Here is a 26,361-nt window from a genome sequence, read left to right as displayed (position 1 = left end):
TGAGCCCGATAGGATTCGAACCTATGACCGCCTCCTTAGAAGGGAGGTGCTCTATCCAGCTGAGCTACGAGCCCGTAACTCTATAAAGTCGGGGTGGCAGGATTCGAACCTGCGACCTCCGCGTCCCAAACGCGGCGCGATAACCGGGCTACGCTACACCCCGAAAACAAAATGCGGAGAGACCGGGATTCGAACCCGGGCAACACTTGCGCGTTGACAGATTAGCAATCTGCTCCATTACCACTCTGGCACCTCTCCTAAAATTTGTTATGAACTTCGCATTACTGTTTCAAATGCGGATGCAAATGTAACTTTTATGTCCCTACAATGCAACATTTTTTTTGCATTATTTTCTATTTGATTTTGTTCTGTTTTTAAAAACTTGAAAATCAGTTTTTTCGATACTTTTTATTTGGCCTAAACTTTGTATTACATGCCAAAGAAACCTTTTCATATATTTGTATTCTATTGACCTATTTAATCTGTTATGAGCATTTGTAAAAACATTTCGAAATCGAAGATATGTTGTATTCTTCTTTTTACTTTTTTAGTTAACGGCTTTCTTTATGCCCAAAAACCTGTTCTTCTCGAAGATTTTACATTTAAAACAGGAGAGAAGTATAAACGTATCAAAAATTTAAATACGTATTATGTTGCCAGTGGAGATCGATTAGTTTCGGTTAAGAAAGGTAGAAACTCAATGACCATACAGCGTTTTGATTTAAATGATCTTAAAGAAGATATTAAAAAACGCCAGGTTATCGAAGATAAAGGGGATTTTCAAACCGTTATGCAATTAAATGGTAAAGCAGTAGTGTTTTATACAAAAAGCAATAGGGCATACGGTCAAAAAGTTTCGGTAAGCGGGATTGTTGCAGAAAAACCTATACAATTAGTAAATGATAAAGAAGCCGTAGCAAAGGATTTTGGTTTTAAAAGTACATATGGCTATGATGCTGGTGGTAGAATAAATCAATTCGTTTTTAAAAAATCTCCAGATGAGAGTAAACTATTAGTATTGTTTCGAATCAGAACTGGGGATAATAAACCTGATAAAGTAGGAATAAGTGTTTTTAGTGATGGTTTAAACTTATTATGGAGAAGAAAAGTAAAGATGCTTCATCCATCAGATCTTATGCAAGGAGAAGATTTTGCTATCGATAATCAAGGGAACTTTTATATGACTGCTTCATTTTTTGATGAGGTAACCAATGAAAAGGATAAATTAACTACTTCATATCGTACAGAAGTATATAAGATTAATGAAAATAGCGGCCCAATTGTAAAACACATGTTAGACATCCCTGGAAATTCGATTACGGATGCAGTAATAGAGTTTGATAAAGGTGGAAAAGTGAAAGTCTCTGGTTTTTATGCAAAGAACATAGATAAAACAGAAATATCAGGAATCTTTTCGGCTTCTCTAGCTAGTGATGGGGCTGTTGCCGAAATGATTAAAAGTGATCTTCCAAGTGAAATACTTCAAAATTTTGCTTTACAAAGAGAAGCACGAATTAATGAAGGGACTCAAAAAGATAATGATAAGAAAGATCTGGAAAATCTTAGAGTAAATGATGTAATGTTTAATAGTGATGGAAGCACTACTATATTGGGAGAACAACGTTATGTAGAATCTTTTACAACATCAAGCTCCTCCGGATCCAGAACAACATACAGATACTATTACAGGGATATTTTTGCTTTTAAGTTATCCCCAGACAATAAAATAAGATGGATGCATAAACTTCCTAAAAATCAATTAGGAACAATAAGTAAGCGAAGTATGTCGTATCTTAATTTTATGAATAATGGTAAACATTATCTATTTTTTGTAGATGACTTTACAAATTTAAAACGATCTTTTGAAGAGGCCCCTGCGCGATACTTTGATGGTAAAAAGGAATTTATTTATCTTACTTCTTATGTTATAGATGACACTACTGGTGAGGTTTCTAAAGAAGCGATTTTAACAGGTAGTGATATTAGAAACTCTAGATTAGATGTATTAGAATTAACCAAGGCAGCCACATTACCTAATAAAGATGTTATTCTGGAAGCTTATGATGGTAAAAAAAATAATTTGTTGTTAAAAATCTCGTTAGCTAAATAATTAATTCCTTTACATGAAAATTTTATCTATTGCCTTTGTAATGATCTCTATGTTTTTTTCTAGTGATGTAGTTACTGTTGAAGAAATACGTGATTCTTATAAGTATTGTAATGCTTCTAAAGAAAAAGCAGATCATTTTTATGAATTAACAAAGAAGGCAACACAAAACGATGGCGCTATTTTTGAAGGTTATCATGGTGCGGCTCTTGCTTTAAAAGCCTCTTTTGCTTGGAACCCTTTTACAAAATTGTCTTATTTTAATAAAGGAAAAAAGATGATTGATCAAGCTATATTATCTGAACCTGATAATATAGAATTAAGAATGATTAGATTGAGTATTCAATCTAATGCTCCAAAAATAGCTGGATATTATAAAAACATTGATGAGGATAGAATCTTTTTGATTAATAATGTAGAAAGTAGCTCTCCAAACGAACTAAAAATATATATCGAGGGATATATGTCGCACTCTACGGTTTTTACCAAGCCTTAAGAGAGTAGTTTTCTACAATGTATGACTATCTTTTTTTGTTCATTGTTTGTAGTAAAAAATAGATAGTCCTCTCCACCGTCTTTAATTTTATATTTTTTTCTAAGACTAGTAACACTTTCTGGAAAGTTTCGTGTAGTGATATTGGCTTTTTTAATACCAATTTTCGAAATAATTTTTTTCTGGTATGCGTATACGGATAGGATTTCAAAATTCCTGCCCGGGAAATCAAATTTTTGATCAGAGGTATACAAATGCGAATGTAAATGAAGCTTATCCACATTAAGTTTATTCGCGACACTTAAAAAACCACCGCTTTTTAAAATAGCAGCATTGGGTTCATAAAGATATTTTTTTGGTAATGAATAACTTACCGAAACATTGGATTCATCTTTTAGTAAAAACGAAAACTCTTGATTTCCTTTTTTTCGAATGTTTATCGTTTTAATGATGATATCGCCATTAAAATTTTTATCCAAGACCCATAATAATTCTTTAACCTCATTTTGTACAGCCACAATATGAATCTCTTTTACGTGTTGTAAAGAGTTGATTCCGGCTCTTAAATCGAGCAGAGGAGAAGTTTTTATGAGTATAGATGTACTTTTAGTAAAAAAAAGATCAAGATTAGCGGGAACATTAGGTAAACAATCTTCAAGAAAAAAAACCTTTCCTTTATGATCATGCCTTCTCGAAGGGTCAATATATATCCAATCGGTTTGTTCTAGTTTTTTTAGAATGTCAATGCTATCACCAAAAACTGGGGTGATATTATTAGATTTTAAAATTTTGAAATTATGCGATGCGATCTCACTTAATTCGGAGTTGAGTTCGCAATGAATAACTTTATTACATGTTTTGGAAAAAAAATAATCATCAATCCCAAAACCACCGGTCAGGTCAATTAATGTTTCTCCGGATATTAATTTACTTTTATACAAAGCTGTTACCTCAGAAGAGGTTTGCTCCAAATTAAGGTTTGGTGGATAATAGATACCACTTTGGGTATGCCAAGTAGGAAGTTTTTGTTTTACTTTTAATCTTCCGCTAATTTGTTGTGCCAATTCCTTAGAAGAAATGTTTTCAAAAGGACTTTTACTTAAAATCAACTTGCTTAAATCAATAGTAGTATTTGATTTTTCAAAAATATACTCCTGTACTTTTTTATGTAATAGGTTAGAATTCAATTACAAGTCTTTAGTCAACGTTTTTACAATTTTATACTCTGATAAAAACTCTTTAGCGATTACTTTAATCGCAGTATAGAAAGGTACTGCAACGATTAACCCTCCAATCCCAAATAATAATCCAAAAATAAGAATAGCTAAGAAAATTTCTAACGGGTGCGATTTTACACTAGTACCAAAAATTAAAGGTTGGTTTATAAAATTATCAATTAATTGAATGATTAAATAACCTATAAGAATGTAACTTAACTTTGGTAGTATTACGGAAGAAAAATCATATCCCAAATTACTGGTTGTGGCCAGGATTAATACTAGCACACCCCCAAATAAAGGACCTACATACGGTATTAGGTTTAAAATTGCTGCTATTAGTGCGACGGCTATAGCATTATGAACACCAAATATGAGTAGTAATATAGTGTACAGCACAAATAAGATAAGTACTTGTAGTAATAGACCCACGAAATAACGAGACAACAAATCCTTGATCTTAGTAAAGGCTCTCATGAATTTATTTTCATCTTCTTTTTTTGCAAAAACCAACATACTATTTTCTAATAATAGGCTATCCTTCAATAGGAAAAAAGAAATAAATAATACGGAGAAGACTCCAATTAAAACTGCACCAAAACCGCTTAAAAAAGAGTTTATAGCATTAGGTACAGCTTTTAAGTCAAAAAATTGCATGAGGTCCGTTTTCCTAATGACTTCCAAAAGACTTAGTTTTTTGATGTTGAAATAATCACTTATTTCTTGATTAAGGCGATCTAGATCATCACCAATGCTATTTACATCAATTTCTCCAATTAACTGCCCTTGCTCTACTACAATAGGAACAAATAATGTGAAAATACTCAAAAAGAGACCAATAGTAATACATAAGGTGAACATAACAGCCAGTGTATTATTAAATTTTAATTTCCTTTTTAAGAATGAAACCAATGGCCTACCCATTAATGAAATTACGGCGGCAAAAGCAATATATACCAGAACTGATTGGATTTTGTATAAAAACCATAACAGCCCTAAAATACCAACAATAAGGGCTATTGCTCTTAGGATACCATATGCTATTGTTTTAGAATTCATAAAGCAAAGATATTAAGTGTTTGATAATTGTTTCGTCATTTCGTATAATGCAACTCCTGTAGCGGTAGCAACATTCATACTACTGTTTTTTCCATACATATTAATATGTAGGTTTTGATCGGATAATGCTAGTGCCTCATCAGAAACGCCAAAACTTTCTTCTCCTATAATGAGTGCAACTTTTTTTGGGGATGCTAATTGGTATTCAGAAATAGGAATACTATTGGTAGTTATTTCTAAAGAAATAATAAAATACTGTTCCTTTTTTAATTGATTAATTACATCCGTGATATCTTCTGATTGAGTAAAAGGAACAAATTCGTGAGTTGATCTTGCAGTACGTTGCATACGTTTACTTATGATGCTAATATCTTCTCCACAAAAATAAATTTGTTCTATTCCAAAGCTATCTGCAATTCTGAATATGCTACCAATATTTGCGGGAGAATTTACTCGATCACAAATAAGTGTTATCGGAAATTGTTTTGTGTTAAACGAAGTATTATGATGATGTAGTTGTTCACTCATTAATTCTCAAAAGCATATTTGATAATATTTGCTCCCATTTTTAGTGCTTTTATACGTACTTCTTCAGGATCATTATGTACCTCGGCATTTTCCCAACCATCACCAAGATCACTTTCGAAAGTAAAGAGAACCAATAATCTATCTTCATGAGTAATTCCCAGTGCTTGCGGGCGTTTTCCATCATGTTCATGGATTTTAGGCAAGCCCTGTGGGAAATTGTATTTAGAAGAAAAAATAGGATGTGTAACAGGGAGTTCTACTAATTCTTTTTCTGGAAAAATTTTCACTAATTCTTTTCGTATATATGGCTCCATCCCGTAATTATCATCAATGTGTAAAAAACCACCACTAATAAGATAATTCCTTAGGTTTTCGGCATCTTCTTCTGTAAAGAATGCATTACCATGCCCAGTCATATGTAAATAAGGGTACTGAAATATATCAATACTTTCTGGTTTTACGGTTTTAGGTTTACTGTTAATTGCAGTATTTATGTTTTGATTACAGAACTGGATGAGGTTAGGTAAGGCTGTTGGATTACTGTACCAATCTCCACCTCCTTTGTATTGTAAAATGGCTATATCCTGACTATAATTGGAAACAGAAAATAAAAAAATGAAAATACCTACAGTAAGTTTACCCATAATTTTCGTCTAAAATAAAGTCTAAAAATACTAAAATAAAACAGATGAAAAAGAAGCTTTTGATTGTATTAACGCTTATAGCTTCGATATCACTAAATGCGCAAAATAATAGTGAGTCGATTGTTGTATTAGAATTGTTTACCTCACAGGGATGCAGTAGCTGTCCGCCAGCAGATAGATTACTAGATAATATTAGGAAATCCTATGAGGATAAAAACGTATATGTATTATCTTATCATGTTGATTATTGGAACAGATTAGGTTGGAAAGATCCTTTTAGTACAGCATCGTATAGCGACTATCAAAGAGAATATGCAGTTAAGTTTAATAGTCGCTCAATCTACACACCGCAGTTGGTAGTGAACGGAAGTGAGCATTTTACAGGTTCTAATCGATATAAAGCAGATGATGCATTGCAGAAATATTCAAAATCAAAAGCAAATAATGCGATTGTACTACATGATGTAAAAATAGAAGGTGAAGCTGTACAGTTAAATTATCAAGTCGAAGGGAATGATTTTGATACAATTACATTAGCCTTGGTGGTTTCTGAAAGAACAACTGATGTGTCCCGAGGAGAAAATCGTAATCGAGTATTAAAAAACAGTAATATTGTTGCTAATCGTAGAGTTGAAAAAGAAAATGCAGGAAAAGTAACGATTAAGATACCAGAGTGGATTTCAAAAAATGATAAGCTTTCGGTTATAGCATACACACAAGATAGCGGTTTAAGAACTACAGGTGCAACAATAGCCAAAATTTAAAATAATTGTAATTGGCATAAAGTTAACCTTTTGAAAAGTAATTTTGATGTATTTTGAATGCAAGTCTAATACATATCTGTATTGGTAAGCATCATCAAAAATAAAATCAACATGAAAATTACTGTTATATTAAGTCTTTGTTTACTTTTTATTTCGTGTAAACAAAAAATGAAAGCTCCTGATACGGCCCAAATTTTTGGCGAAGGAAAAATATCCACTGAAGCTCCTGAGTTTGCGAGTACACTTAATGCTCAAGAAAATGTAGTCTTTTTTAATAGAACTTCGGCAGATCGATCTACTATGAAAATCATGTACTCTTTATATGATGGAAAACATTGGTCTGCAGCCAAAGATCTTCCATTTTCTAATGGCCAATATAGAGATGTTGATCCATTTGTAACGCCCGATGGAAATAGGTTATATTTTAGTTCTACAAGACCAGTAGGTACCCATAAAAAAGAAGGAGTGTATAATACTTGGTACGTTAAGAAAACTAGAGATGGTTGGTCTAAACCTATCAACCCTGGATCACCTTTTAATTCAGACTCAACAGATATTTTTGTTACCATGACTACCACAGGGAATGCTTATTTTGTGTCAGAAAGAGAAAAGAGAGGTATTGTAAGAAGTGAATATAAAAAAGGTAGCTATCAATCATCAAAAAGTATAGAGTTGAAATTGAACGGAAAATCAATTTATGCTAGTAATCCTTGTATATCTTATGATGAAACCTTTCTTATTGTTGCTGCTCGTGATCCAGAAGGTAATGGTTCACCAGATTTATTTGTGTCTTGGAATAATAACGGAGCGTGGTCTGAACTTATTAACCTGGGATTGCAAGTAAATTCAGAATATGCAGATTTTGCTCCTAGTTTGAGTAAAGATCAAAAAACACTTTTCTTTACCTCAGAACGACCGGGAATCATTCCTAAGCAAGAAAAAAATGTTCGTCCACCAGGTGATATCTATTATGTAAATATTGAACCTATTTTGAATACATTAAAATAATTGGTCGTATGATCCCGATTACGGAATTACTTTAAACGCAATTAATTGATTTAATTGTGGGAGAAAAGAATTAAAATTGTTGTCGGATATCACTACAATGGTTCGACTTCCATCGGCTAATTTTGGACCAAACGTGATTCCTTCAAGGTTATCTACGGTATTATTTGTTAACTGACTTCGAATGGTTTCAAAATCAAAAAGTAATGTTTTTTCGGCCTGTACTACTGTAGTACTAGTTAAGGTTTCTGTGGTCAAAGTGTTTGTGGCATTTGTGGCATCTACCTTATAGATTTTTACATTATTACCTCCGTCTAAATAACCTGAGGCAAAAGAACGTTCTAACGTTAAAAATTTGTTTTCATCATATTCTATAATTTCGACTAAGCCATTTACTTCAAAAGTAGTCCCTAGAGTAGCTTCTCTGGCTACAGGATCCAATTCATAAGCAAACTGCCGTTGCGCAGTGGCACTTGTTTTATCAAAATAGGTAATTCTTACAGGTGATTGAGTATCGACAGTAGTTGGTTCGGGCCCATCTTCGGTAAGAGGTAATTCAAAAGAAACCCAATATCCTTCAGTATTATAACTTAATGATAAACCTTCTAAAACACCATTATGTCTAGGACCTTTTGTGTCATCACTGTTATTCGCTTTAAAATTATCTGGTAGCGTGTAACTTTTAATTTGATTTCCGTTGGTTGATATTTCTAGTAATGCAGGATCAATGTTGTTTACTATAGAGCCTTCACTGGTATATAAAATTGTACCAGATACAGTATCAAATCGTATCGCTTCGGGATCCACTATTCCGGTTTCTAACGGAGCTCCAGTTTCATCTTTTATTTCAACCATGGTATTGATAGCTACATTACTAAAGCCATCTTTGGTATATGCAATATCCGCTTCATAATATCTAATTGGTGGTACCGAAGTATCGCAAATTAAATACCACTTGTTGTTATGGTAATCGATCCCTGATAATCCACCTATGGGAACTCCATTAATTTCTTGAACGGGAATAACAAATTCATCAATAAATTCAATAGCACTAATCGTATTTTGATTATCTACTATTGGTGTGCTATCGGTGTTATTATTATTCGAAGAACAACTTGTGAATAGCAAAGCAAGAATACATGTTTTCTTAAATAGATGTATCATAAAAAACGAAATATTGAGTGATAAATATATGACTTATACCTGGATAATTATGTTAAGGGATTTTCGTATCTCTAAGAATTCATAAAAGCTACGCTATGCACTGCTACAATAGCGGCTGTTTCTGTACGTAACCTAGACTCTCCTAGACTAATAGGGCTATATCCTGATGCTAGAGCAATTTCAATTTCTTTTGAAGAAAAATCACCTTCTGGTCCAATTAGTATGGTAATGTTTGTCTTTAGGGATAGTGTATCTTTTAGTGTTTGTTTTTGCTCATCTTCACAGTGAGCAATAAGCAATTGATCGTCATTATTTTGCTGTATAAAATTAGAAAACGAAACAGCAGAATTTAGTTTAGGTAAATAGCAATGTAGCGATTGTTTCATTGCACTTTGCAAAATTCGTTCAAACCGTTCTGTTTTTACAACTTTTCTCTCACTATGGTCGCATAGTATTGGTGTGATTTCATCAATTCCAATTTCTGTTGCTTTTTCCAAAAACCACTCATATCGATCGTTCATTTTTGTAGGAGCAACGGCTAAATGAAGTTTGTATGGCTTTTGTTCCTGGGTGGTATACGAAGAAATTGATACTACACATTGATTCGGAGTAGAAAGTGTAATATGACCTTTGAATAAATGACCTTTTCCATTAGTAATGTGCAGTATATCACCTTCCTTTTTTCTAAGCACTTTGGATATATGTTTGCTTTCTTCTCGTGAGAATTTTAAAACTGTACTTGATTCGTTTAGTGTGTTATTATAAAATAACTGCATTTGGTGTATTCTTTTAGAAAACTTAAAACGTGGTAAAGTTAGCGTTTTATCTCAAAAGTTTTCGTGTACAATATGATAGACATAGTATTGTTTTTAAATTTTTCTTAAAGAGGAGAGCGTAAGTTTTTTGCCATGAGAACTACTAATCCATAAATTACGATAGAATTATGGAGATATTCGAGTACTTAACTGGCAGAGGAGGGTTTTTAATATTAGCCTTATTTGTGGTTTTAGTCGTTTTGTATAATAAAATTAGTTCAAGAAGGAAATATTTTAAAACATCACCTAAGAAAAAAAAATAACTATTTTTTTTATTTTGATAAAGGTTTGTATTAAAATTTGATTCTGGCTTTGGCCACAATACTCATATCAGCGAAATCATTTTTTAAAAACTTCAGATAACCAACAATACCTATCATAGCGGCATTATCTGTGGTATATTCAAATTGTGGTATAAAGGTTGTCCATCCGTATTTCTGTTCTCCCTCTTTTAAAGCTTTTCTGATACCAGAATTTGCCGATACACCACCTCCGATAGCAATGCTTTTGATATCGGTTTGTTTTGATGCTTTTTTTAATTTGTCAATAAGGATATTAACAATCGTATATTGTAAAGAAGCGCAGATATCATTTAGATTCTCTTCAATAAAATTAGGATTTTCTTTTACTTTTTTCTGAATAAAATATAGCACCGCAGTTTTAAGACCACTAAAACTAAAATTTAAATCTCCTACTTTTGGTTTAGGAAAAGGAAAAGCTTTAGGATTTCCTAATTGTGCATATTTATCTATTAAAGGACCTCCGGGATAAGGCAATCCAAGTATTTTGGCACTTTTGTCATAGGCTTCTCCAACGGCATCATCGATAGTTTCGCCAATCACTGTCATATCAAAATGATCATTAACAGTTACTATCTGGGTATGTCCACCACTTATAGTCATGGCCAAAAAAGGAAATTCAGGGGTGTCATAACCTTCTTCTTCAATAAAATGTGCAAGGATATGAGCTTGCATATGGTTAACATCAATTAATGGGATATCCAATGCAAGGGCCAAAGACTTAGCAAACGATGTACCTACCAAGAGAGATCCCATTAATCCAGGTCCTCTTGTAAATGCAATAGCGCTCAAATCTTCTTTAGTAATATTGGCTTGTTGTATGGCTTGATCAATTACAGGAACAATGTTTTGTTGGTGCGCTCTCGAAGCTAGTTCGGGGACTACACCGCCATATTGTTCGTGTATTTTTTGAGAGGCAACAACATTTGATAAAACTTTTCCGTTGCATAATATAGCCGCAGAGGTATCATCGCAAGAAGATTCAATACCAAGAATGTATATTTTTTGTGGATTCATTATGAGGAAAAGGGCATAGAAATTGTTAATATTGTCAACAAAGTTAAAACAATAAAACGTATCAAAAAATTTAGGAAAATAATGTTAAGGGTATTTCTTACCCTTTTGTCACTTTTTGCGTTTACAGTGATCGTGTTTTCCATACCAGGAGTGCAGACGTTTTTTGGAGGTAAAATTACAAATCGAATTAACAATGATTATGGTGTAGATATTACTGTTGGTAGGATTGGATTAACATATGCCGGTAAAGTAAGTTTAAAAGAAATCTTTATAAAAGATCATCATGAAGATACGTTGTTGTATGCTGGTAGTATTGAGAGTTCAATTCTTAACCTAGGTAAAATCTCTGCAGGGACGCCAGAATTGGGGGATGTTACTATCAAGGATTTGATCTTTAAAATGAGAATTTATAAAGACGAAAAATCAGATAACTTAATGACGTTCGTTAGAAAATTTAATTCTAACAAGCCGCCATCAGGAAAAAGATTTCTTTTAACCACCAAAAACATTTCTATTGATCAAGGTGTATATAGTTTTGTTAATGAAAACCTTCGTAACCCAAACGTTATTAACTATAGTGCTATTACTTTGGATGCCGAAAACCTTATGGTCGATGGCCCAGATGTATATCTAAATATTAACGCATTAGCTTTTAAAGATCAAAGAGGGTTAAATATTTCTAAGTTTAGTACCTGTTTTTCAATAAAACCAGAAGAAATGACTTTTCAAGAATTGGTAATCGAAACACCGGATTCCAAAATTCAAGGAGAGATATTGTTTTCATATGCAGTTGGCGGATTAGATGATTTCGAAAACAAAGTGAATATTACAGCAGACTTTGATAAAGCGACCGTTTCTACAAATGATCTGATCCCTTTCTATAGTGGTTTTGCAAGAGAACATGATTTAAGATTAAAAAATACTTCTATTAGAGGAGTTCTTAATGACTTTAGAGTGGTTAATGCTGATATTACGGGATTAGACAGATCTATTATTAAAGGAAATATAAGAATTAAAAATGCAGTAGCGGACGCCACAAAATTTGAACTCGAAGGTGATTTTGATGATCTAACTACCAATTATTATGACCTGGTAAATCTTATGCCTAATGTTTTAGGTAAATCGCTTCCTAGGCAATTATATCAATTTGGGAGTGTTAAAGCAACAGGGCAAGCTACAGTAACCACAAAAACTGTAGATGTGGATATGAATCTTTTTTCTCAACTAGGCAAAATTAACGCTTTTGTTTTATTAGAAAATCTAGATGATACTCAAACATCTACTTATAATGGTAATATTATTTCTAATAATTTCAATGTAGGGCAATTGTTGGGAGCGAAATCTGTTGGGAATGCATCTTTTGATATTCAAGTTGATGGAAGCGGATTTACATTAGAGAGTTTGAATACTAAGATTGAAGGGGATATCAATAAACTTGAATTTAATGGGTATGCCTATTCTAACCTAAAAGCATTAGGGAATCTAAAAGATCGAGTGTTTGACGGTAAATTAGACTCCAAAGATCCTAATGTAAAGTTTAGTTTTAACGGGGTAGCAGACCTCTCTGAAGAAGTACATAATTATGATTTTGCAGCCAATGTAGATCATATAGACCTTAATCAATTAAATATATTTACAAGAGATAGTATTTCAGTTTTTAAAGGTGATGTCCTTATGAATATGAAAGGTACAGGAATCAACGATGCTTTTGGTACGATATCTTTTAAAAAGACATTATATACGAATCAAAATACGAGCTACTATTTTGAAGATTTTGATGTTACTTCTAGCTTTGATACTGAAAATGTACGTACCATCGATATTAATAGCCCAGATATAGTAGAGGGTAGCGTTAAAGGAATTTTTAGGTTTGAAAATGTGTATGATCTTTTTCGAAATTCAATAGGAAGCTTGTATACCAATTTTGAAGCAACCGAGATTACCGATAATGAATTTATGGAGTTTAATTTTAGTATCTACAATAAGATTGTAGATGTGTTTTTTCCAGAAATTGAATTTGCACCAAATACTATTATTAAAGGTAGAGTAGAAAGTAACGAATCAGAATTTAAACTCACATTTAAATCTCCTCAGATAAAAGCATTCGATAATTTAATGCAAGATGTAGATATACAGGTAGATAATAAAAATCCTCTTTTTAATACGTTCGTTGCAGTCGATAGTATTGATTCAAAATATTATGATGTGTCTGAGTTTAGTCTCATTAATGTAACGTTAAAGGATACCTTGTTTATGCGTTCAGAATTTAGAGGAGGTAAGAATAATGAGGATAATTTTAATCTAGAATTTTATCATACGATTAACGAAGAAAACAATTCTGTTGTTGGTTTTAGAAAATCTGATTTCACCTATAAGGGACATACATGGTATGCTAATCGCAATAAAAGTAAAGACGAAAACAAAATTATTTTTGATAACGACTTCACTAATATTGATGTAAAATCAATCATATTAAATTATCAAGATGAAGAAATCAGAATTAATGGAGTTACCAGAGGAAAGGATTATAAAAATTTAAAGGCCACATTTGATAATGTTGATCTGCAAAAAATTACACCGCGAATAGATAGTTTAGACTTTGGTGGTACGGTAGACGGTGAGTTGACAGTATTACAAGAAGAAGGAGCATATTTTCCCAATTCGACAATAGCGATCAATAATTTATCGATTAATCAAACACTATTGGGCGAACTTAAAATGGACCTGGCAGGTAATGCCGATCTTACCGAGTATAATATTAATACAACATTAGTTAATGACAAAAACCATAGAACACTATCTGCTCTGGGTTCGATAAATGTTTCAGAAGAAAACTCTACGATAGATGTAGATGTAGATTTGGATAAATTTGATATCTCAGAGTTTAGTGCTTTGGGCGGAATTGTAATATCAGATATTAGAGGATTTGTTTCAGGTAATGCCAAGGTATCGGGTAATTATAAAAACCCTTCTATTGATGGAGCTATGTATTTGGATCAAGCGGGTTTGATGGTTCCGTATTTGAATGTAGATTTAGATTTTGCACAAAACTCAAAGATTATTCTTGAAAAACAGCGATTTAATTTTGATAATGTTAATGTTACCGATTCAAAATACGACACCAAAGGAGTGTTATCCGGATTTATTGGTCATCGACGTTTTTCAAAATGGGAACTTGGTTTAAAGCTCTTGGCTAATGAGAGGTTATTAGTTTTGGATACTGAAGAAGATGAGGAATCATTATATTATGGTACTGGTTTTATTAGTGGGGAGGCTTTTATAACAGGACCCACTAATGGGTTGGTGATTGATGTAAATGCTACTACCGAAGAAGGCACAGTTTTTAAAATCCCTCTTAATGAATCAGAATCGATAGGTGATAACTCGTATATACATTTTTTAAGCCCTGATGAGAAAAGAGCTCGACTAGAGGGTAAAGAAATAATACTCGAAGATGTAAAAGGATTAGAGTTAAATTTTGATTTGGATGTAAATGATAATGCCGAAGTTGAAATTGTAATCAATAAAGAAAACGGAAGCTCTTTAAAAGGTCGAGGTGCAGGAACCCTACTTATCGAAATTAACACTAATGGTAAATTTAATATGTGGGGGGATTTTGTGGCTTATGAAGGAACCTATAATTTTAGATACGGTGCTTTTGTAGAAAAACTATTTACGGTACGTGATGGAGGAACAATTAACTGGGACGGAAGCCCAACACGAGCGGTATTGGATCTAAGTGCAGTGTATAAAACAGAAACTAACCCAGCTATTTTACTAGAAAATGCTTCAATAAACCGTAAAATACCAGTTGAGGTGGTTGTTGATCTTAAAGGAGAATTAACGCAGCCAGACCTTACTTTTGATATTGAGTTTCCTAATTTAAGCTCGGTTGTGAAAAGTGAATTAGATTATAAATTAAGCGACCAGGCTACCAAAGAGATCCAGGCGTTATCATTGGTTTCTCAAGGGCAATTCTATAGCGGAAACCTAAATGCGAATAGTCTAACCGGAGGCTTAGTAGAAAGAGCTTCGAGTTTGGTTAATGGATTGTTCTCTGGTAAAGACGATAAGGTTCAGGTAGGTATTAATTATGTGCAAGGTGTGCGTACTTTGGATCAAGAAAATGCAGATCAATTTGGTCTTACACTTTCTACTCAGATTAATAATAGAATCCTTATTAATGGTAGAGTAGGAGTTCCTTTGGGAGGCGAAGATCAATCTTCGGTGGTAGGTGATGTAGAGATAGAGTATCTTTTTAATGAAGATGGATCATTGAGAGGTAAAATCTTTAACAGACAAAATGATATCCAATTTATTGGTACTGCAAATCAAGGTTATGAGCAAGGAGTAGGGTTGTCATACTCAGTAGATTTTGATAATTTCGGAGAACTTTGGCAAAAGGTCTTTAAAAATAAAAAAGTAAAAGACTCTATTGTAAAGCCCGTAGATACAACAAAAATAGAAACGCCTAATTTTATTAACTTTACAGAAAAGAATTAGTAATCTACGATGATTATTTTCGTGATGTACTATTTAAATGCTATACTACAATTAGGAATACTAATACACTTTAACAAGAAAACCGAATGGCAAAAGAGATCAGAACTATTGGAGTTATGACTTCAGGAGGGGATGCTCCGGGTATGAATGCGGCAATTCGTGCTGTGGCAAGAGCATGTGCTTATTATAATGTAAAATGTATAGGCTTTTACAGAGGATATCAGGGTATGATCGAAGGAGATTATTGTGTAATGAATGCAAGGAGTGTTCGTAATATTATCAGTCAAGGAGGTACGATATTAAAATCTGCCAGATCAGAAGATTTTAGAACCCCAGAGGGAAGAAAAAAAGCCGCTACTCATCTTACTGAAGCTGGTGTGGATGCTATGGTGTTAATAGGAGGAGATGGTACATTTAGAGGAGGGCAAATTTTTAGTCAGGAGTATGAGATTCCTGTGATAGGAGTTCCTGGCACCATTGATAATGATATTGCAGGCACTAATTTTACTATTGGTTATGATACAGCATTAAATACTGTGATCGATGCTATAGATAAAATACGTGACACGGCGAGTTCTCATAATAGACTATTTTTTATTGAAGTCATGGGTAGAGATGCTGGTTTTATAGCATTAAATAGTGGTGTAGGAGCTGGTGCCGAAGAAATTCTAATTCCTGAAGAAGATTTGGGACTTGATCGTTTATTAGAGTCTTTAAAAAGAAGTAAGCGCTCGGGTAAATCCTCGAGTATTGTAGTGGTAAGCGAAGGAGATAAAATCGGTAAAAATGTGTATCAATTAGCTGATTATGTAACCGAAAACCTCCCCGATTATGATGTGCGCGTTACGGTTTTAGGGCATATGCAGCGTGGTGGCTCGCCAAGTTGTTTTGATAGAACTTTGGCAAGTAGGCTATGTGTAAAAGCTGTAGAGTTGCTGCTCGACGGTGAAAAAAATGTTATGGTAGGACTTATTAATAATAAAGTGGCAACAACAAGCTTTGATGATGGACTCTCAGGAACTCATGAAATTAATAAGGAGCTACTACGTATCTCAGATATACTTTCTACATAAATCAAATTATCGTTAAAACGTTTTCTTATGACAATAGCCATAATCGCACACGATGGTAAAAAAGCCGAAATGGTTCAATTTCTAAATGAGCATCAAGAAATATTACACTCCAAAAACATACGATTAGTATCTACAGGTACTACTGGCGAAAAGGCAAAGAGAGCTGGTTTCGAGGTTTCTGCATATCTTTCTGGACCATTGGGCGGAGATGCACAAATTGCCTCAGATGTGGCCGAAAACAAAGTGGATATGGTGATTTTTTTTAGAGACCCATTGGCTAAGCATCCTCACGAACCCGATATTTTTATGCTTATGCGTTTGTGTGATGTCTATAATGTTCCTCTTGCTACAAATCCTGCGACCGCAGAGTTACTTTTAAAAAGTATTTAAAATTCTTCAAAAAACTTTTCTCAGTATCGAAAAATGAAACTGGCGTGCTTTATTATTGCACCATGTTACGCCAAATTTGGGTACAATTATTTGTGTTTAGTTTGTGAATCAACATGTTAGGGTCTGTGGTGGAATTTTTTTTTAAGCTAAAGGGTATTTTTCCCCTAATGACCCTATTGATTCACGATACAAATAGCTGTAGTTTTGGCGCGGGAAAATAAAAAAAATGTCAAAAATTCAAGGAATCACTTTATGAAAAAACAGATGTTCTTTATGTTGGTAATGGTGTTTACCATTTCCATGGGGCAGTCATTGCAAAATTTGTTGCCACAATCACCGGAGGCTTCATCGATTGGGAAATACGGCCAAGTACCTGTTGGTCTTTTTACAGGGACACCACAATTGGGTATTCCGATTTATCAATTTAAATCAGGAGCTTTACAATTACCCGTTAGTATTAATTACAGCTCTAATGGGATACGAGTAAACGAATATTCATCTTCGGTAGGATTGGGATGGAATCTTTCTGCAGGTGGTGTTATTACCCGCACAGTATTTGGGCAAAAAGACGAAAATCAATATATACCCGCAAATCAGGTTAACCTTGATGCCAGTGTGGATCAATTTCAATACGTTACGGCGGCTACAGGATCGGGCAATAATGCCGTAGATACGCAGCCAGATATTTTTTCATTTAGTTTTAATGGATATAGTGGTAAGTTTTACTTAGATGATAATAGTACCTTTATGTATAGTAGAGGTGTTATTTTTTTAGAACCTAGCCCTTTAAAAGTTCAATTGCTACAAGTTAACCAAGAAACTCACTTTAAAATTGTAGATCCAACAGGGGTGGCATACTATTTTGGAGGAACCAATGCCATAGAAAAATTTAGATATCGAGCCAGCAATCAAGCCGATAGTTCCGAAAACCCTGAAGATGTAGCTTCTGCCTGGTACCTTACCAAAATGACTCATCCATCTGGAGATGAGATTACGTTTTCTTATACCCAGGGCAATGTGAGTTATACAAACGGTCTTTCGCAGAGTATTAGTAAAGAAAATAATATTACCAATTATGGTGTAGCTCCTCGATTTTGTGATTTTCAATCTAATGAAAAAGCATATGTAACTTTTGCCACCGGAAACTTCAGTTACCTTACCGAAATCAATTCTGGCGCGGCAGGAAAGATCACGTTTACCTATTCTCAAAAAACACAGATGCCAACTGGATTTAAGCAATTGGATCGTGTTATGATACAGGATTATCGTGCTCAGGAGACCAAGCATTTTGATCTTGACTATTTAATTACGGGTAGTAATGGTCCTTTAAATGGAGACATCATTTCTGAAGGGTATTATAGCAAACGTTATTTCTTATCATCAGTAACCGAAGTCTCTAAAGATGGGAACAGCTTATCCCCTCATACCTTTACGTATACAGATCCCGAAAGTTTACCTTCGCGATTCTCATATGCGCAGGACCATTGGGGGTATTATAACGGGAAAAGTTTAAACGAAAACCTGATCGATCAAAAAACTATTGATGCCATTTCGGGTAATTATTTGTTACGAAATGCTTTGAGTTCTTTTAAAGCGGCAGATCGCTCACCAAACCCATCTTTTGCTCATAAAGGATTGGTAAAAGGGATTACATATCCACTAAGAGGGAGTAACGAATTTACGTACGAGGGTAATGCATATTATGGCGAGGTAAAAAGTTATCCTCCAATAGCAACAAGAGTTGCAGATGTATCTCAAAACGGATTGTTAACCAACAGTTTTGATATTTCTACAGTTGATTTTGATCATAAAGGTTTTTTATCTTTTAAAGCAAATCTAGATGATTTTTTTGCAGCATCAGATGGTACTTTTAATACTACTGATTTTAATATTGCCTTAGTAGAGGTGGTTGATCTTACAACAGGCACGGTACAATCTATCTATGGTGATTCTGATATTCATGGTCAGAATCCTTTTATGACTCCTTATGGGGTGTATAATCAGAATTTTTCCAAATCGATGTATGTAAAGTTAGTGAAAGGACATTCCTATCGATTTACAATTCAGTTAGATCCGGGATATTCGATATCTGGCGTTACATTGCGCTATTATGATGCGCCTATGGTGATCACTCAAGAGAATATTCCGGTAGGTGGAATGCGTATCCAACAAGTAAATACCATAAACGGAAGTGGGAAAATAGAAACCAAAAAGTATCATTACGGTACTATGGATTGTTTGGGATGCGATACAGGAAGTGTTTTTAACCGAAATATGCGACCTACTGTGATCGACTCTAAAGTGTTGTTTTGTATGTCAAACTCTTCGGGTACTGTAGGTAATAATAATGGTGGTACAGGTGGTAATACTGGTGATGACCCAAATAGCCAAGGAGACAACACAAACTCAGGAGGAGATTCTAATGGTAGTTCGGGAGGTTCAAGCGGTTCAAGTGGTTCAGGAGATTCTAATGGTTCTAACGATTCGAACAATTCGAACAACAACTCGAATGATTCAAATGATTCTAATAATAACACTGGTAACGGAACCGGATTTAACGGTGGCCCTGATGGTTCGATAGTTTGTACGAATATCAACGAATGTGGATATACGACCATTACTGCAAATACATTATTTTCGTTATATGCTCAGGGATATCATATCGGATATAGTAATGTGGTCGAAGAATTGGGTAACGACTTTAAAGGGGGAGCCGTACATCACGAGTTTGAAGGTAATTTTGCCATTGAACCCTCTTTAACTTTTCAAGGAAATCATATCTCAGGTATTCGCAATAGCAATTTCTTTGGTTTCGGAAGAAATAAAGGAGCTACTACTTATGTGAAAAACGGAAATCAATTTCAAAAAGTATCAGAAACCAAAAATGTCTACACCAAGCAAGCGGCTTTAGATAAAAATGCAGATATCTATGTGGTACGACAAGAAACTGTAATGAAAGAAGGTTTTTCGTTTGTAGAAAATGAACATTTTAGTTTCCAAAATAGCCTTTTTGCCATTGGGCAGTACAGCTTAAAAAGGCAATGGCATACAATGAGTAAGCGTATTTCTAAGCAATACGATCGTAATGGAGAAAATCCTATCACTACTACTCAGGATTTTTTCTATGATAATGCGCAGCACTTGCAACAAACCCGAACCGAAACTACCGATAGTAAGGGTAGACTGATCAAAACGCAAACGATCTATCCTCAAGATATAGCGGTAGCCAATAGATCTGCCGCAGAACAAAAGTTGATCGATCAACATCGTATTGCAACGCCAATCGAAGTGATTACTTCAAAAAAAGAGGGGAATGATCCCGAAAAAGTGCTATCCAAGGTCTATACCAAGCACAAAATCTGGGGTAATAACCTAGTGCTTCCTGAAGAGGTACAAAGCTCGAACGGATTAAATGATTTAGAAAAAAGGGTAACCTATACCTCTTATGATAGTTTTGGTAACCCAAGACAGGTAGCCAAGGCCGATGGTACGCCTATTACTTATATCTGGGGGTATAATCATCAATATCCAGTGGCCAAATTAGAAAACACTACCTATAGCGCGGTATCGAGTTATGTAAACAATATCGAATCCAAATCTAATCAGGATGTAGATCATACAATGGGAGATGCTGGTAGTGAAGGAGTATTACGTACGGCACTTAACAATCTAAGAACGGTACTGCCTGGCGATGTAATGATTACAACCTATACCTACGATCCTATGATTGGAGTGACCAGTATGACAGATCCTAGGGGGTATACCGTGTATTATGAGTATGATACCTATAATCGCTTGCAGTATGTGCGTGATGCGCAGGGCAAGCTGGTTTCAGAAAACAAGTATCACTACAAAAACTAATTCCAAAAAGTAAGAACACATGAAAAACAATATATATATGATTGTATTCCTACTGTTAGTAGGATACACCGCACAAGCACAATTAACCGATGGCCCCAGTGATGGGGGTGGGGGTACTACCAAATATTACTACGATGGTGATGGTGATGGATATGGTAATCCCAATTCGTCATATGTTACAAGTCCACAGAGTCGTTATGTAGCCAATAAAACTGATTGTAACGATGGTAGTGCAGCTATCAATCCAACCACCAGATGGTATTATGATCATGATGGTGATGGTAGAGGACGAACCAGTCCTGTAAAAATCCAATGTACTAAGCCTTCGGGATATGTATTATACAAAGATGATAGAGATGATAACAATGTTCATATCACTCATATTGCACCTCGTAATTTTTATAGAGATGTGGATAAAGATGGCTTTGGTAATCCTGGTGTTAAGGTATATCGTAGTGTTCGCCCTAGCGGTTATGTTACCGACAATAGAGATTGTAATGATAATAATAAATATATCCACCCTAATACAGTTTGGTATCGGGATTATGACAAAGATGGTAGAGGAAACATAAACTCAACTACCAAAAGTTGTACGAAGCCTTCAGGCTATGTAAGTAATAATGATGATATCAATGATGGTAATGTTCATATCACTAACATCCCACCACGCTATTTTTATAGAGATTATGACAAGGATACATTCGGCTCACCTGCAGCAGCAGATCGGCTATATTATAGTGCACAACCCATCGGTTATGTAACTAATAATAATGATTGCGATGATCGTAATATCAATATTCACCCCAATACAAAATGGTATAAAGATGGTGATGGTGATGGTAGAGGTAATGCAGCCATAAAAAAGACGCAATGTGATAGACCTTTAGGATATGTAATCAATAATGATGATATCAATGATGGTAATGAATTTATCACCAATATCGCCCCCAAGAATTTTTACAGAGATGGAGATAGGGATACCTTTGGTAATCCTAATGTGAAGTTTTATCATAGTGTAGCTCCAAGTGATGGGTATACGTATGTATTAAACGGTAGTGATCGCGATGATAGTGATGAGTTTATCACCAATATTGCACCAAAGTTTTATTACAGAGATGGAGATAGAGATACTTTTGGGAGCCCTAGTATTAAATTTTATCGTAGTGCAGCTCCAGATGATGAGTATACCTATGTGCTAAATGGTAGTGATCATGATGATGGTAATGAATTTATCACTGATATAGCTCCAAAGAACTTTTATAGAGATGTAGATAAAGATACCTTTGGTAATCCCAGTGTAAAGTTTTATCGTAGTACAGCTCCAGATGATGAGTATACCTACGTTTTAAATGGTGATGATTGTAATGATGGTAATATCAATATCCACCCCAATACCCAATGGTATGCAGATGGTGATACTGATGGATTAGGAGATCCCAATACGGTTATAACGGCATGTGCACAACCATCAGGGTATGTGTTAGATAATACAGATCAATGCCCAGATGAATATGGAGAGATAAGAGGTTGTGCAAATGAACCATATACTCTTACGTTATCAGAGAATGAGAACTACGTCTATAGCCGAACATACCTCGAAGAAATGACCTCGCCTAGTGAGATCAAGTATAATAAGGATGTAAGTGAAACGGTAACTTATGTAGATGGATTAGGTAGGCCAAAACAGCAAATTGCGGTTAAGGCATCACCTACAGAGCAAGACATCATCACTCATATCGAGTATGATGAGCTGGGTAGACAAACCAAACAGTACTTACCTTTTGCCAAAGCTAATACGGGAGCATATACGGCAGTAGATATCAACAATGATATCAATAGCTATTATTTAAATACCTATGCCAATGATTTTCCTGGGATTACCAATCCGGCACAGGTAAATGCATATTCAGAAAGTATTTATGAAGACTCCCCATTAAATCGAGTACTAGAACAAGGCGCACCGGGTACGGCTTGGAAAGCGAATCCTACTAGTGATGCAGATCATACGATTAAATTTGATTGGAGACATAACACGACTAATGAGGTAGTACGTTTTGATGTAACCTTTGCAGATGCAAATAATACTGAGGAGCCAAGTTTAGAACAAGACGGTTATTATGCTGCCAATGAGTTGCAAGTAACTATTACCAAAGATGAAAACTGGACGACTGCCGATGGGGATAACCATACCACTAGAGAATATAAAGACAAACAAGGTAGAGTACTTTTAAAAAGAACTTTTAATGAGAGTATACCGCACGACACCTATTATGTATACGATGATTATGGTAATCTTACCTATGTATTACCACCAAAAGTGACAACTGCAGATGGTGTTTCTAATACCGAACTTGTCGAACTCTGTTATCAATACCGATATGATTATAGAAACCGATTGATCGAGAAAAAAATCCCGGGCAAAGGATGGGAGTATATCATATATAATAAATTAGATCAGCCAGTAATGACCCAAGATGCGAACCTAAAGGCACAAGGCAAATGGTTGTTTACCAAATACGATGCTATAGGTAGAGTAACTTATACTGGTATGGTTACAAATACTAGTGGTAGAGTGGCTATGCAAGGATCGGCAGATAATACCACAGTATACAAACAATACGAAACCAAACAAAGTAGCGCTGCTACCATAGCGGGTACTACGATATATTATTCTAATGATGCCATCCCACAAGGGATTGCAGAGATCCATACCATTAATTACTACGATGATTATGTTTTTGATCGCCCAGGGATTAGTGCACCTCCTATTGTATTAGGTCAAAATGTAGATGTAAATGCAAAAAGTTTATCCACAGGTAGTAAAGTAAGAGTTCTGGGAACAAATAATTGGATTACAACAGGTACATTTTATGACCAAAAAGGAAGACCAATTTATATAGCCATAAAAAATGAATATCTAAATACTACAGATATTATTGAAAGTGAGTTAGACTTTGCAGGTAGAGTACAACAAACCAAAACTACCCATACAAAGGATAGTAATGCAGCTATTGTTACCATCGACAAATTTACATACGATCATACAGGTAGAGTAACTAAGCAAACTCAAAAGATAGGTAATCAAGATGAGGAATTAATTGCCAATAATCATTATGATGCATTAGGCCAACTCACTAGCAAGAAAGTAGGAGGGATTGTCACCCAGAGCACTGTCGAAGGGTTACAAACTGTAGACTATAGCTATAACATACGTGGTTGGTTACAAGGGATCAATGATGTAGGTGCTATCGGTAGTGACTTGTTTAGCTTCGCCATTGATTACAATACGGGTTCAAATCCATTATACAATGGTAATATCTCAAAAATATCTTGGCAAACAGCTAATGATAATATTACAAGAAATTATAGTTATACTTATGATGCTTTAAACAGAATCAAAACGGGTATTAGTAATGATAATAAATATAACCTAAGTAATGTATCCTATGATAAAATGGGCAATATCTTATCCTTAAACAGAAAAGGGCATACCAATACGGGTGCAACTACTTTTGGGGATATGGATATCTTATCCTATGCCTATGATAGTGGTAATAAATTATTACAAGTTACAGATACCGGTAACGATAATTACGGTTTTAAAGACGGTACCAATACCAATGACGACTTTGAGTACGACGTAAACGGGAACATGATCCTGGATCGTAACAAAGGCATTACAGACATTACCTATAACCATTTAAATCTACCTGCAACAGTTTCTATAAGTAATAGCCAAGGAACAGGAACTATTTCATATATTTACGACGCCACTGGAGCGAAATTGAAAAAGATCGTTACAGAAGGAAGTTCTTTAATAAACACAGAGTATGCTGGAAACTATGTATATAAGAATGGTACTTTGGAGTTCTTTAACCACCCAGAAGGGATTGTAGAAAAAGAAGCAGATGGGTATAAGTATGTGTATCAATACAAAGATCATTTAGATAATATTAGATTATCGTATAGGGATAACCGTATTGTTTATATTGATAATAATTTTGATAGCGGTTTACAAGGTTGGACAAATGCAGGCGCAGATCAGATAATTAATGAAAATGGAAGGCTTAAAATATCAGCTCCTCAGAAATGGAAAGGTGCTCATATATATAAGTATGATATCCCTGCAGGTACATCAAGAGCCTCTGTGAGTATGGATGTAGATATGGGCACGACTCATTTAGTATCGATTACGATATGGCAATTTCGAGCAGATGGGAGCTATATAACCAGATACGGTGAGTATACCAATCAAACAGGGTTTAAAAAAATAGTTTCTGATCTAGATCCAGAAGCGGTTACGCTTAGGGTTAAAGTCGAGAAGAGTTATACGACTCAAGATGATGGGGTGGTTACACACTTTTATATTGATAATGTGGTGTTGCAAAATGAAGAGTTAACAATCGTACAAGAGAAGAATTATTATCCTTTTGGACTCACTCATAGGGGGTATAATAGTATTCTTAGAGGTAGGAATCATGCGTATGGATTTACGAATAAAGAAGAGCAAGATGAGATAGGCCTGGGTTGGATCGATATTACTGCACGTAACTATAATCCAGAGCTTGGTAGATGGATGAATTTTGATCCTGCCACAGATGTTTTGGAATCTTCTTCTCCATATGTTTATGCTTTAAATAGTCCAATTGTATATTTAGATCTAGATGGTGAGCTGCCAATTTTAATTAATGGTAGAGTTGGATCCGATTTAGAAAGAGGAAATGAATCATATTGGACTTCTGAAATTATAAATACCATTAAAGGATCTGGTATAGCTAATCCGGGGGGACAATTCCATTATGTTGATGGTGATAGAGGGTATAAATCAAGTTTTCATGCATATGCTAGAGGTGCTAGAAAAGGTGAGAAATATGCAGTAACAGCCGGCAGCAGATATCAAGGAGGGTATTCTGCAGCGGGGAAAGATATCGATAATATTATTGCAAAATTGGAGCGAGATCCGGAAACTGGAAAAATTACTGAAAAAATTCAGATATATACTCATAGTAGAGGGGGGGCATTTGGAGCTGGATATACAAGTAGGCTGTTAAGATACATTAAAGAAAATTCAGAATTGTTTGAAGATCCAAATAATGTAATTGACTTTGTCTTAAATTTAGCTCCTCATCAATCAGATTCTATTGATTCTCCTGAAGGAGTAGATGCTTATTCAATTGATAGAGATTACGATATGTTGTCTGGTAATGATATGGGAGGACTTAAGGCGGCGTTTAAAAGTAACGCTGAGAAGGGTAAATTTGGAGAATCTCATAGAATAAAATCTTTTAAAAATGACTTAAAATCTTTTATGCAAGCATTTAAAGAAAGTAAAGGAGATAATAGTAAATTAATTGATGGTTTCGTTAGCAAAATGAAAGAATACGGAATTAAAATAACTGTAAAGGAATAAAAATGGAAATAT

General features: G+C 34.6%; 16 protein-coding genes and 3 tRNA genes. 9 read left to right on the top strand and 10 right to left on the bottom strand.

Annotation, left to right across the window (positions count from 1 at the left end; translation table 11 throughout):
• The 3 genes from DK508_RS07440 to DK508_RS07430 all read right to left on the bottom strand — a co-directional run bounded on the left by DK508_RS07440 (position 1) and on the right by DK508_RS07430 (position 258).
• Positions 1-74: transfer RNA gene (locus DK508_RS07440), tRNA-Arg, on the bottom strand.
• 14 nt (positions 75-88) lie between these two features.
• Positions 89-163 (bottom strand) — tRNA-Pro (locus DK508_RS07435).
• An 11-nt stretch (positions 164-174) separates the two neighbouring features.
• A tRNA-Ser gene (locus tag DK508_RS07430) sits at positions 175-258 on the bottom strand.
• Between the two features lie 229 nt (positions 259-487).
• Between DK508_RS07430 and DK508_RS07425 the strand changes: the two genes are divergently transcribed.
• Both DK508_RS07425 and DK508_RS07420 read left to right on the top strand, forming a co-directional pair.
• The gene (locus tag DK508_RS07425) at positions 488-2,110 is read left to right on the top strand and encodes a hypothetical protein (RefSeq protein ID WP_109300119.1); all 1,623 of its coding nucleotides are present in this window, start codon (positions 488-490) and stop codon (positions 2,108-2,110) included.
• A 13-nt stretch (positions 2,111-2,123) separates the two neighbouring features.
• The gene (locus tag DK508_RS07420; RefSeq protein WP_109300118.1) at positions 2,124-2,603 is read left to right on the top strand and encodes a hypothetical protein; all 480 of its coding nucleotides are present in this window, start codon (positions 2,124-2,126) and stop codon (positions 2,601-2,603) included.
• Here the strand turns inward: DK508_RS07420 and DK508_RS07415 are convergent.
• From DK508_RS07415 to DK508_RS07400, 4 genes are read right to left on the bottom strand one after another with little or no spacing between them, the layout of a single operon-like run.
• A complete protein-coding gene (locus DK508_RS07415; RefSeq protein ID WP_109300117.1) occupies positions 2,600-3,787 on the bottom strand; it encodes an SAM-dependent methyltransferase in 1,188 nt (395 codons plus the stop codon). The genes DK508_RS07420 and DK508_RS07415 overlap by 4 nt on opposite strands.
• The gene (locus DK508_RS07410; RefSeq protein WP_109300116.1) at positions 3,788-4,876 is read right to left on the bottom strand and encodes an AI-2E family transporter; all 1,089 of its coding nucleotides are present in this window, start codon (positions 4,874-4,876) and stop codon (positions 3,788-3,790) included.
• A gap of 12 nt (positions 4,877-4,888) precedes the next feature.
• Positions 4,889-5,404: a TrmH family RNA methyltransferase gene (locus DK508_RS07405; protein WP_109300115.1), complete on the bottom strand. Its 516-nt coding sequence runs from the start codon at positions 5,402-5,404 to the stop codon at positions 4,889-4,891.
• Positions 5,404-6,048: a DUF4159 domain-containing protein gene (locus DK508_RS07400; RefSeq protein ID WP_109300114.1), complete on the bottom strand. Its 645-nt coding sequence runs from the start codon at positions 6,046-6,048 to the stop codon at positions 5,404-5,406. Before DK508_RS07400 ends, DK508_RS07405 begins: the two co-directional genes overlap by 1 nt.
• A gap of 44 nt (positions 6,049-6,092) precedes the next feature.
• On the opposite strand from DK508_RS07400, the gene DK508_RS07395 reads away from it, so the two are divergent.
• Entirely contained in the window at positions 6,093-6,812 is a 720-nt protein-coding gene (locus tag DK508_RS07395; RefSeq protein ID WP_109300113.1) for a thioredoxin family protein, read from the top strand.
• 111 nt (positions 6,813-6,923) lie between these two features.
• The gene (locus DK508_RS07390) at positions 6,924-7,820 is read left to right on the top strand and encodes a PD40 domain-containing protein (protein ID WP_109300112.1); all 897 of its coding nucleotides are present in this window, start codon (positions 6,924-6,926) and stop codon (positions 7,818-7,820) included.
• A gap of 18 nt (positions 7,821-7,838) precedes the next feature.
• Here the strand turns inward: DK508_RS07390 and DK508_RS07385 are convergent, their stop codons facing one another.
• The 3 genes from DK508_RS07385 to tsaD form a co-directional block, all read right to left on the bottom strand.
• Positions 7,839-8,981: an esterase-like activity of phytase family protein gene (locus DK508_RS07385; RefSeq protein WP_109300111.1), complete on the bottom strand. Its 1,143-nt coding sequence runs from the start codon at positions 8,979-8,981 to the stop codon at positions 7,839-7,841.
• 71 nt (positions 8,982-9,052) lie between these two features.
• Complete coding sequence (locus DK508_RS07380; protein WP_109300110.1) at positions 9,053-9,757, bottom strand: 16S rRNA (uracil(1498)-N(3))-methyltransferase; 705 nt, start codon at positions 9,755-9,757, stop codon at positions 9,053-9,055.
• A 332-nt stretch (positions 9,758-10,089) separates the two neighbouring features.
• Entirely contained in the window at positions 10,090-11,112 is a 1,023-nt protein-coding gene (tsaD, locus tag DK508_RS07375) for a tRNA (adenosine(37)-N6)-threonylcarbamoyltransferase complex transferase subunit TsaD (protein ID WP_109300109.1), read from the bottom strand.
• 81 nt (positions 11,113-11,193) lie between these two features.
• On the opposite strand from tsaD, the gene DK508_RS07370 reads away from it, so the two are divergent.
• From DK508_RS07370 to DK508_RS07350, 5 genes are all read left to right on the top strand, one after another.
• Positions 11,194-15,615, top strand: a complete 4,422-nt coding sequence (locus DK508_RS07370; RefSeq protein ID WP_109300571.1) for a translocation/assembly module TamB domain-containing protein — start codon at positions 11,194-11,196, stop codon at positions 15,613-15,615.
• 86 nt (positions 15,616-15,701) lie between these two features.
• Positions 15,702-16,688 carry a 6-phosphofructokinase gene (gene pfkA / locus DK508_RS07365; RefSeq protein ID WP_109300108.1) on the top strand — a complete coding sequence of 329 codons (987 nt, stop codon included), beginning with the start codon at positions 15,702-15,704 and terminating at the stop codon, positions 16,686-16,688.
• A gap of 27 nt (positions 16,689-16,715) precedes the next feature.
• The gene (locus DK508_RS07360; protein WP_109300107.1) at positions 16,716-17,078 is read left to right on the top strand and encodes a methylglyoxal synthase; all 363 of its coding nucleotides are present in this window, start codon (positions 16,716-16,718) and stop codon (positions 17,076-17,078) included.
• Between the two features lie 252 nt (positions 17,079-17,330).
• Positions 17,331-20,939, top strand: coding sequence for a hypothetical protein (locus tag DK508_RS07355; RefSeq protein ID WP_160114594.1), 3,609 nt, complete (start codon positions 17,331-17,333; stop codon positions 20,937-20,939).
• Between the two features lie 19 nt (positions 20,940-20,958).
• Complete coding sequence (locus DK508_RS07350) at positions 20,959-26,349, top strand: DUF6443 domain-containing protein (protein WP_109300105.1); 5,391 nt, start codon at positions 20,959-20,961, stop codon at positions 26,347-26,349.
• Positions 26,350-26,361: the final 12 nt, after the last annotated feature.

The organism is Aquimarina sp. AU474 (genome assembly GCF_900312815.1).
Classification (GTDB): domain Bacteria; phylum Bacteroidota; class Bacteroidia; order Flavobacteriales; family Flavobacteriaceae; genus Aquimarina.
Note: the sequence above shows the minus strand (reverse complement) of the source record. Positions and strands in the feature narration are given on the sequence as shown.

What these genes read in the sequence shown, in the direction of transcription:
- DK508_RS07370 (WP_109300571.1), top strand. Translation starts at nt 11,194, where the DNA reads ATGTTAAGGGTATTTCTTACCCTTTTGTCACTTTTTGCGTTTACAGTG.
- DK508_RS07395 (WP_109300113.1), top strand. Translation starts at nt 6,093, where the DNA reads ATGAAAAAGAAGCTTTTGATTGTATTAACGCTTATAGCTTCGATATCA.
- DK508_RS07380 (WP_109300110.1), bottom strand. Translation starts at nt 9,757, where the DNA reads ATGCAGTTATTTTATAATAACACACTAAACGAATCAAGTACAGTTTTA.
- DK508_RS07405 (WP_109300115.1), bottom strand. Translation starts at nt 5,404, where the DNA reads ATGAGTGAACAACTACATCATCATAATACTTCGTTTAACACAAAACAA.
- DK508_RS07410 (WP_109300116.1), bottom strand. Translation starts at nt 4,876, where the DNA reads ATGAATTCTAAAACAATAGCATATGGTATCCTAAGAGCAATAGCCCTT.
- DK508_RS07350 (WP_109300105.1), top strand. Translation starts at nt 20,959, where the DNA reads ATGAAAAACAATATATATATGATTGTATTCCTACTGTTAGTAGGATAC.
- DK508_RS07355 (WP_160114594.1), top strand. Translation starts at nt 17,331, where the DNA reads ATGAAAAAACAGATGTTCTTTATGTTGGTAATGGTGTTTACCATTTCC.
- tsaD (WP_109300109.1), bottom strand. Translation starts at nt 11,112, where the DNA reads ATGAATCCACAAAAAATATACATTCTTGGTATTGAATCTTCTTGCGAT.
- pfkA (WP_109300108.1), top strand. Translation starts at nt 15,702, where the DNA reads ATGGCAAAAGAGATCAGAACTATTGGAGTTATGACTTCAGGAGGGGAT.
- DK508_RS07425 (WP_109300119.1), top strand. Translation starts at nt 488, where the DNA reads ATGAGCATTTGTAAAAACATTTCGAAATCGAAGATATGTTGTATTCTT.
- DK508_RS07385 (WP_109300111.1), bottom strand. Translation starts at nt 8,981, where the DNA reads ATGATACATCTATTTAAGAAAACATGTATTCTTGCTTTGCTATTCACA.
- DK508_RS07400 (WP_109300114.1), bottom strand. Translation starts at nt 6,048, where the DNA reads ATGGGTAAACTTACTGTAGGTATTTTCATTTTTTTATTTTCTGTTTCC.
- DK508_RS07420 (WP_109300118.1), top strand. Translation starts at nt 2,124, where the DNA reads ATGAAAATTTTATCTATTGCCTTTGTAATGATCTCTATGTTTTTTTCT.
- DK508_RS07360 (WP_109300107.1), top strand. Translation starts at nt 16,716, where the DNA reads ATGACAATAGCCATAATCGCACACGATGGTAAAAAAGCCGAAATGGTT.
- DK508_RS07390 (WP_109300112.1), top strand. Translation starts at nt 6,924, where the DNA reads ATGAAAATTACTGTTATATTAAGTCTTTGTTTACTTTTTATTTCGTGT.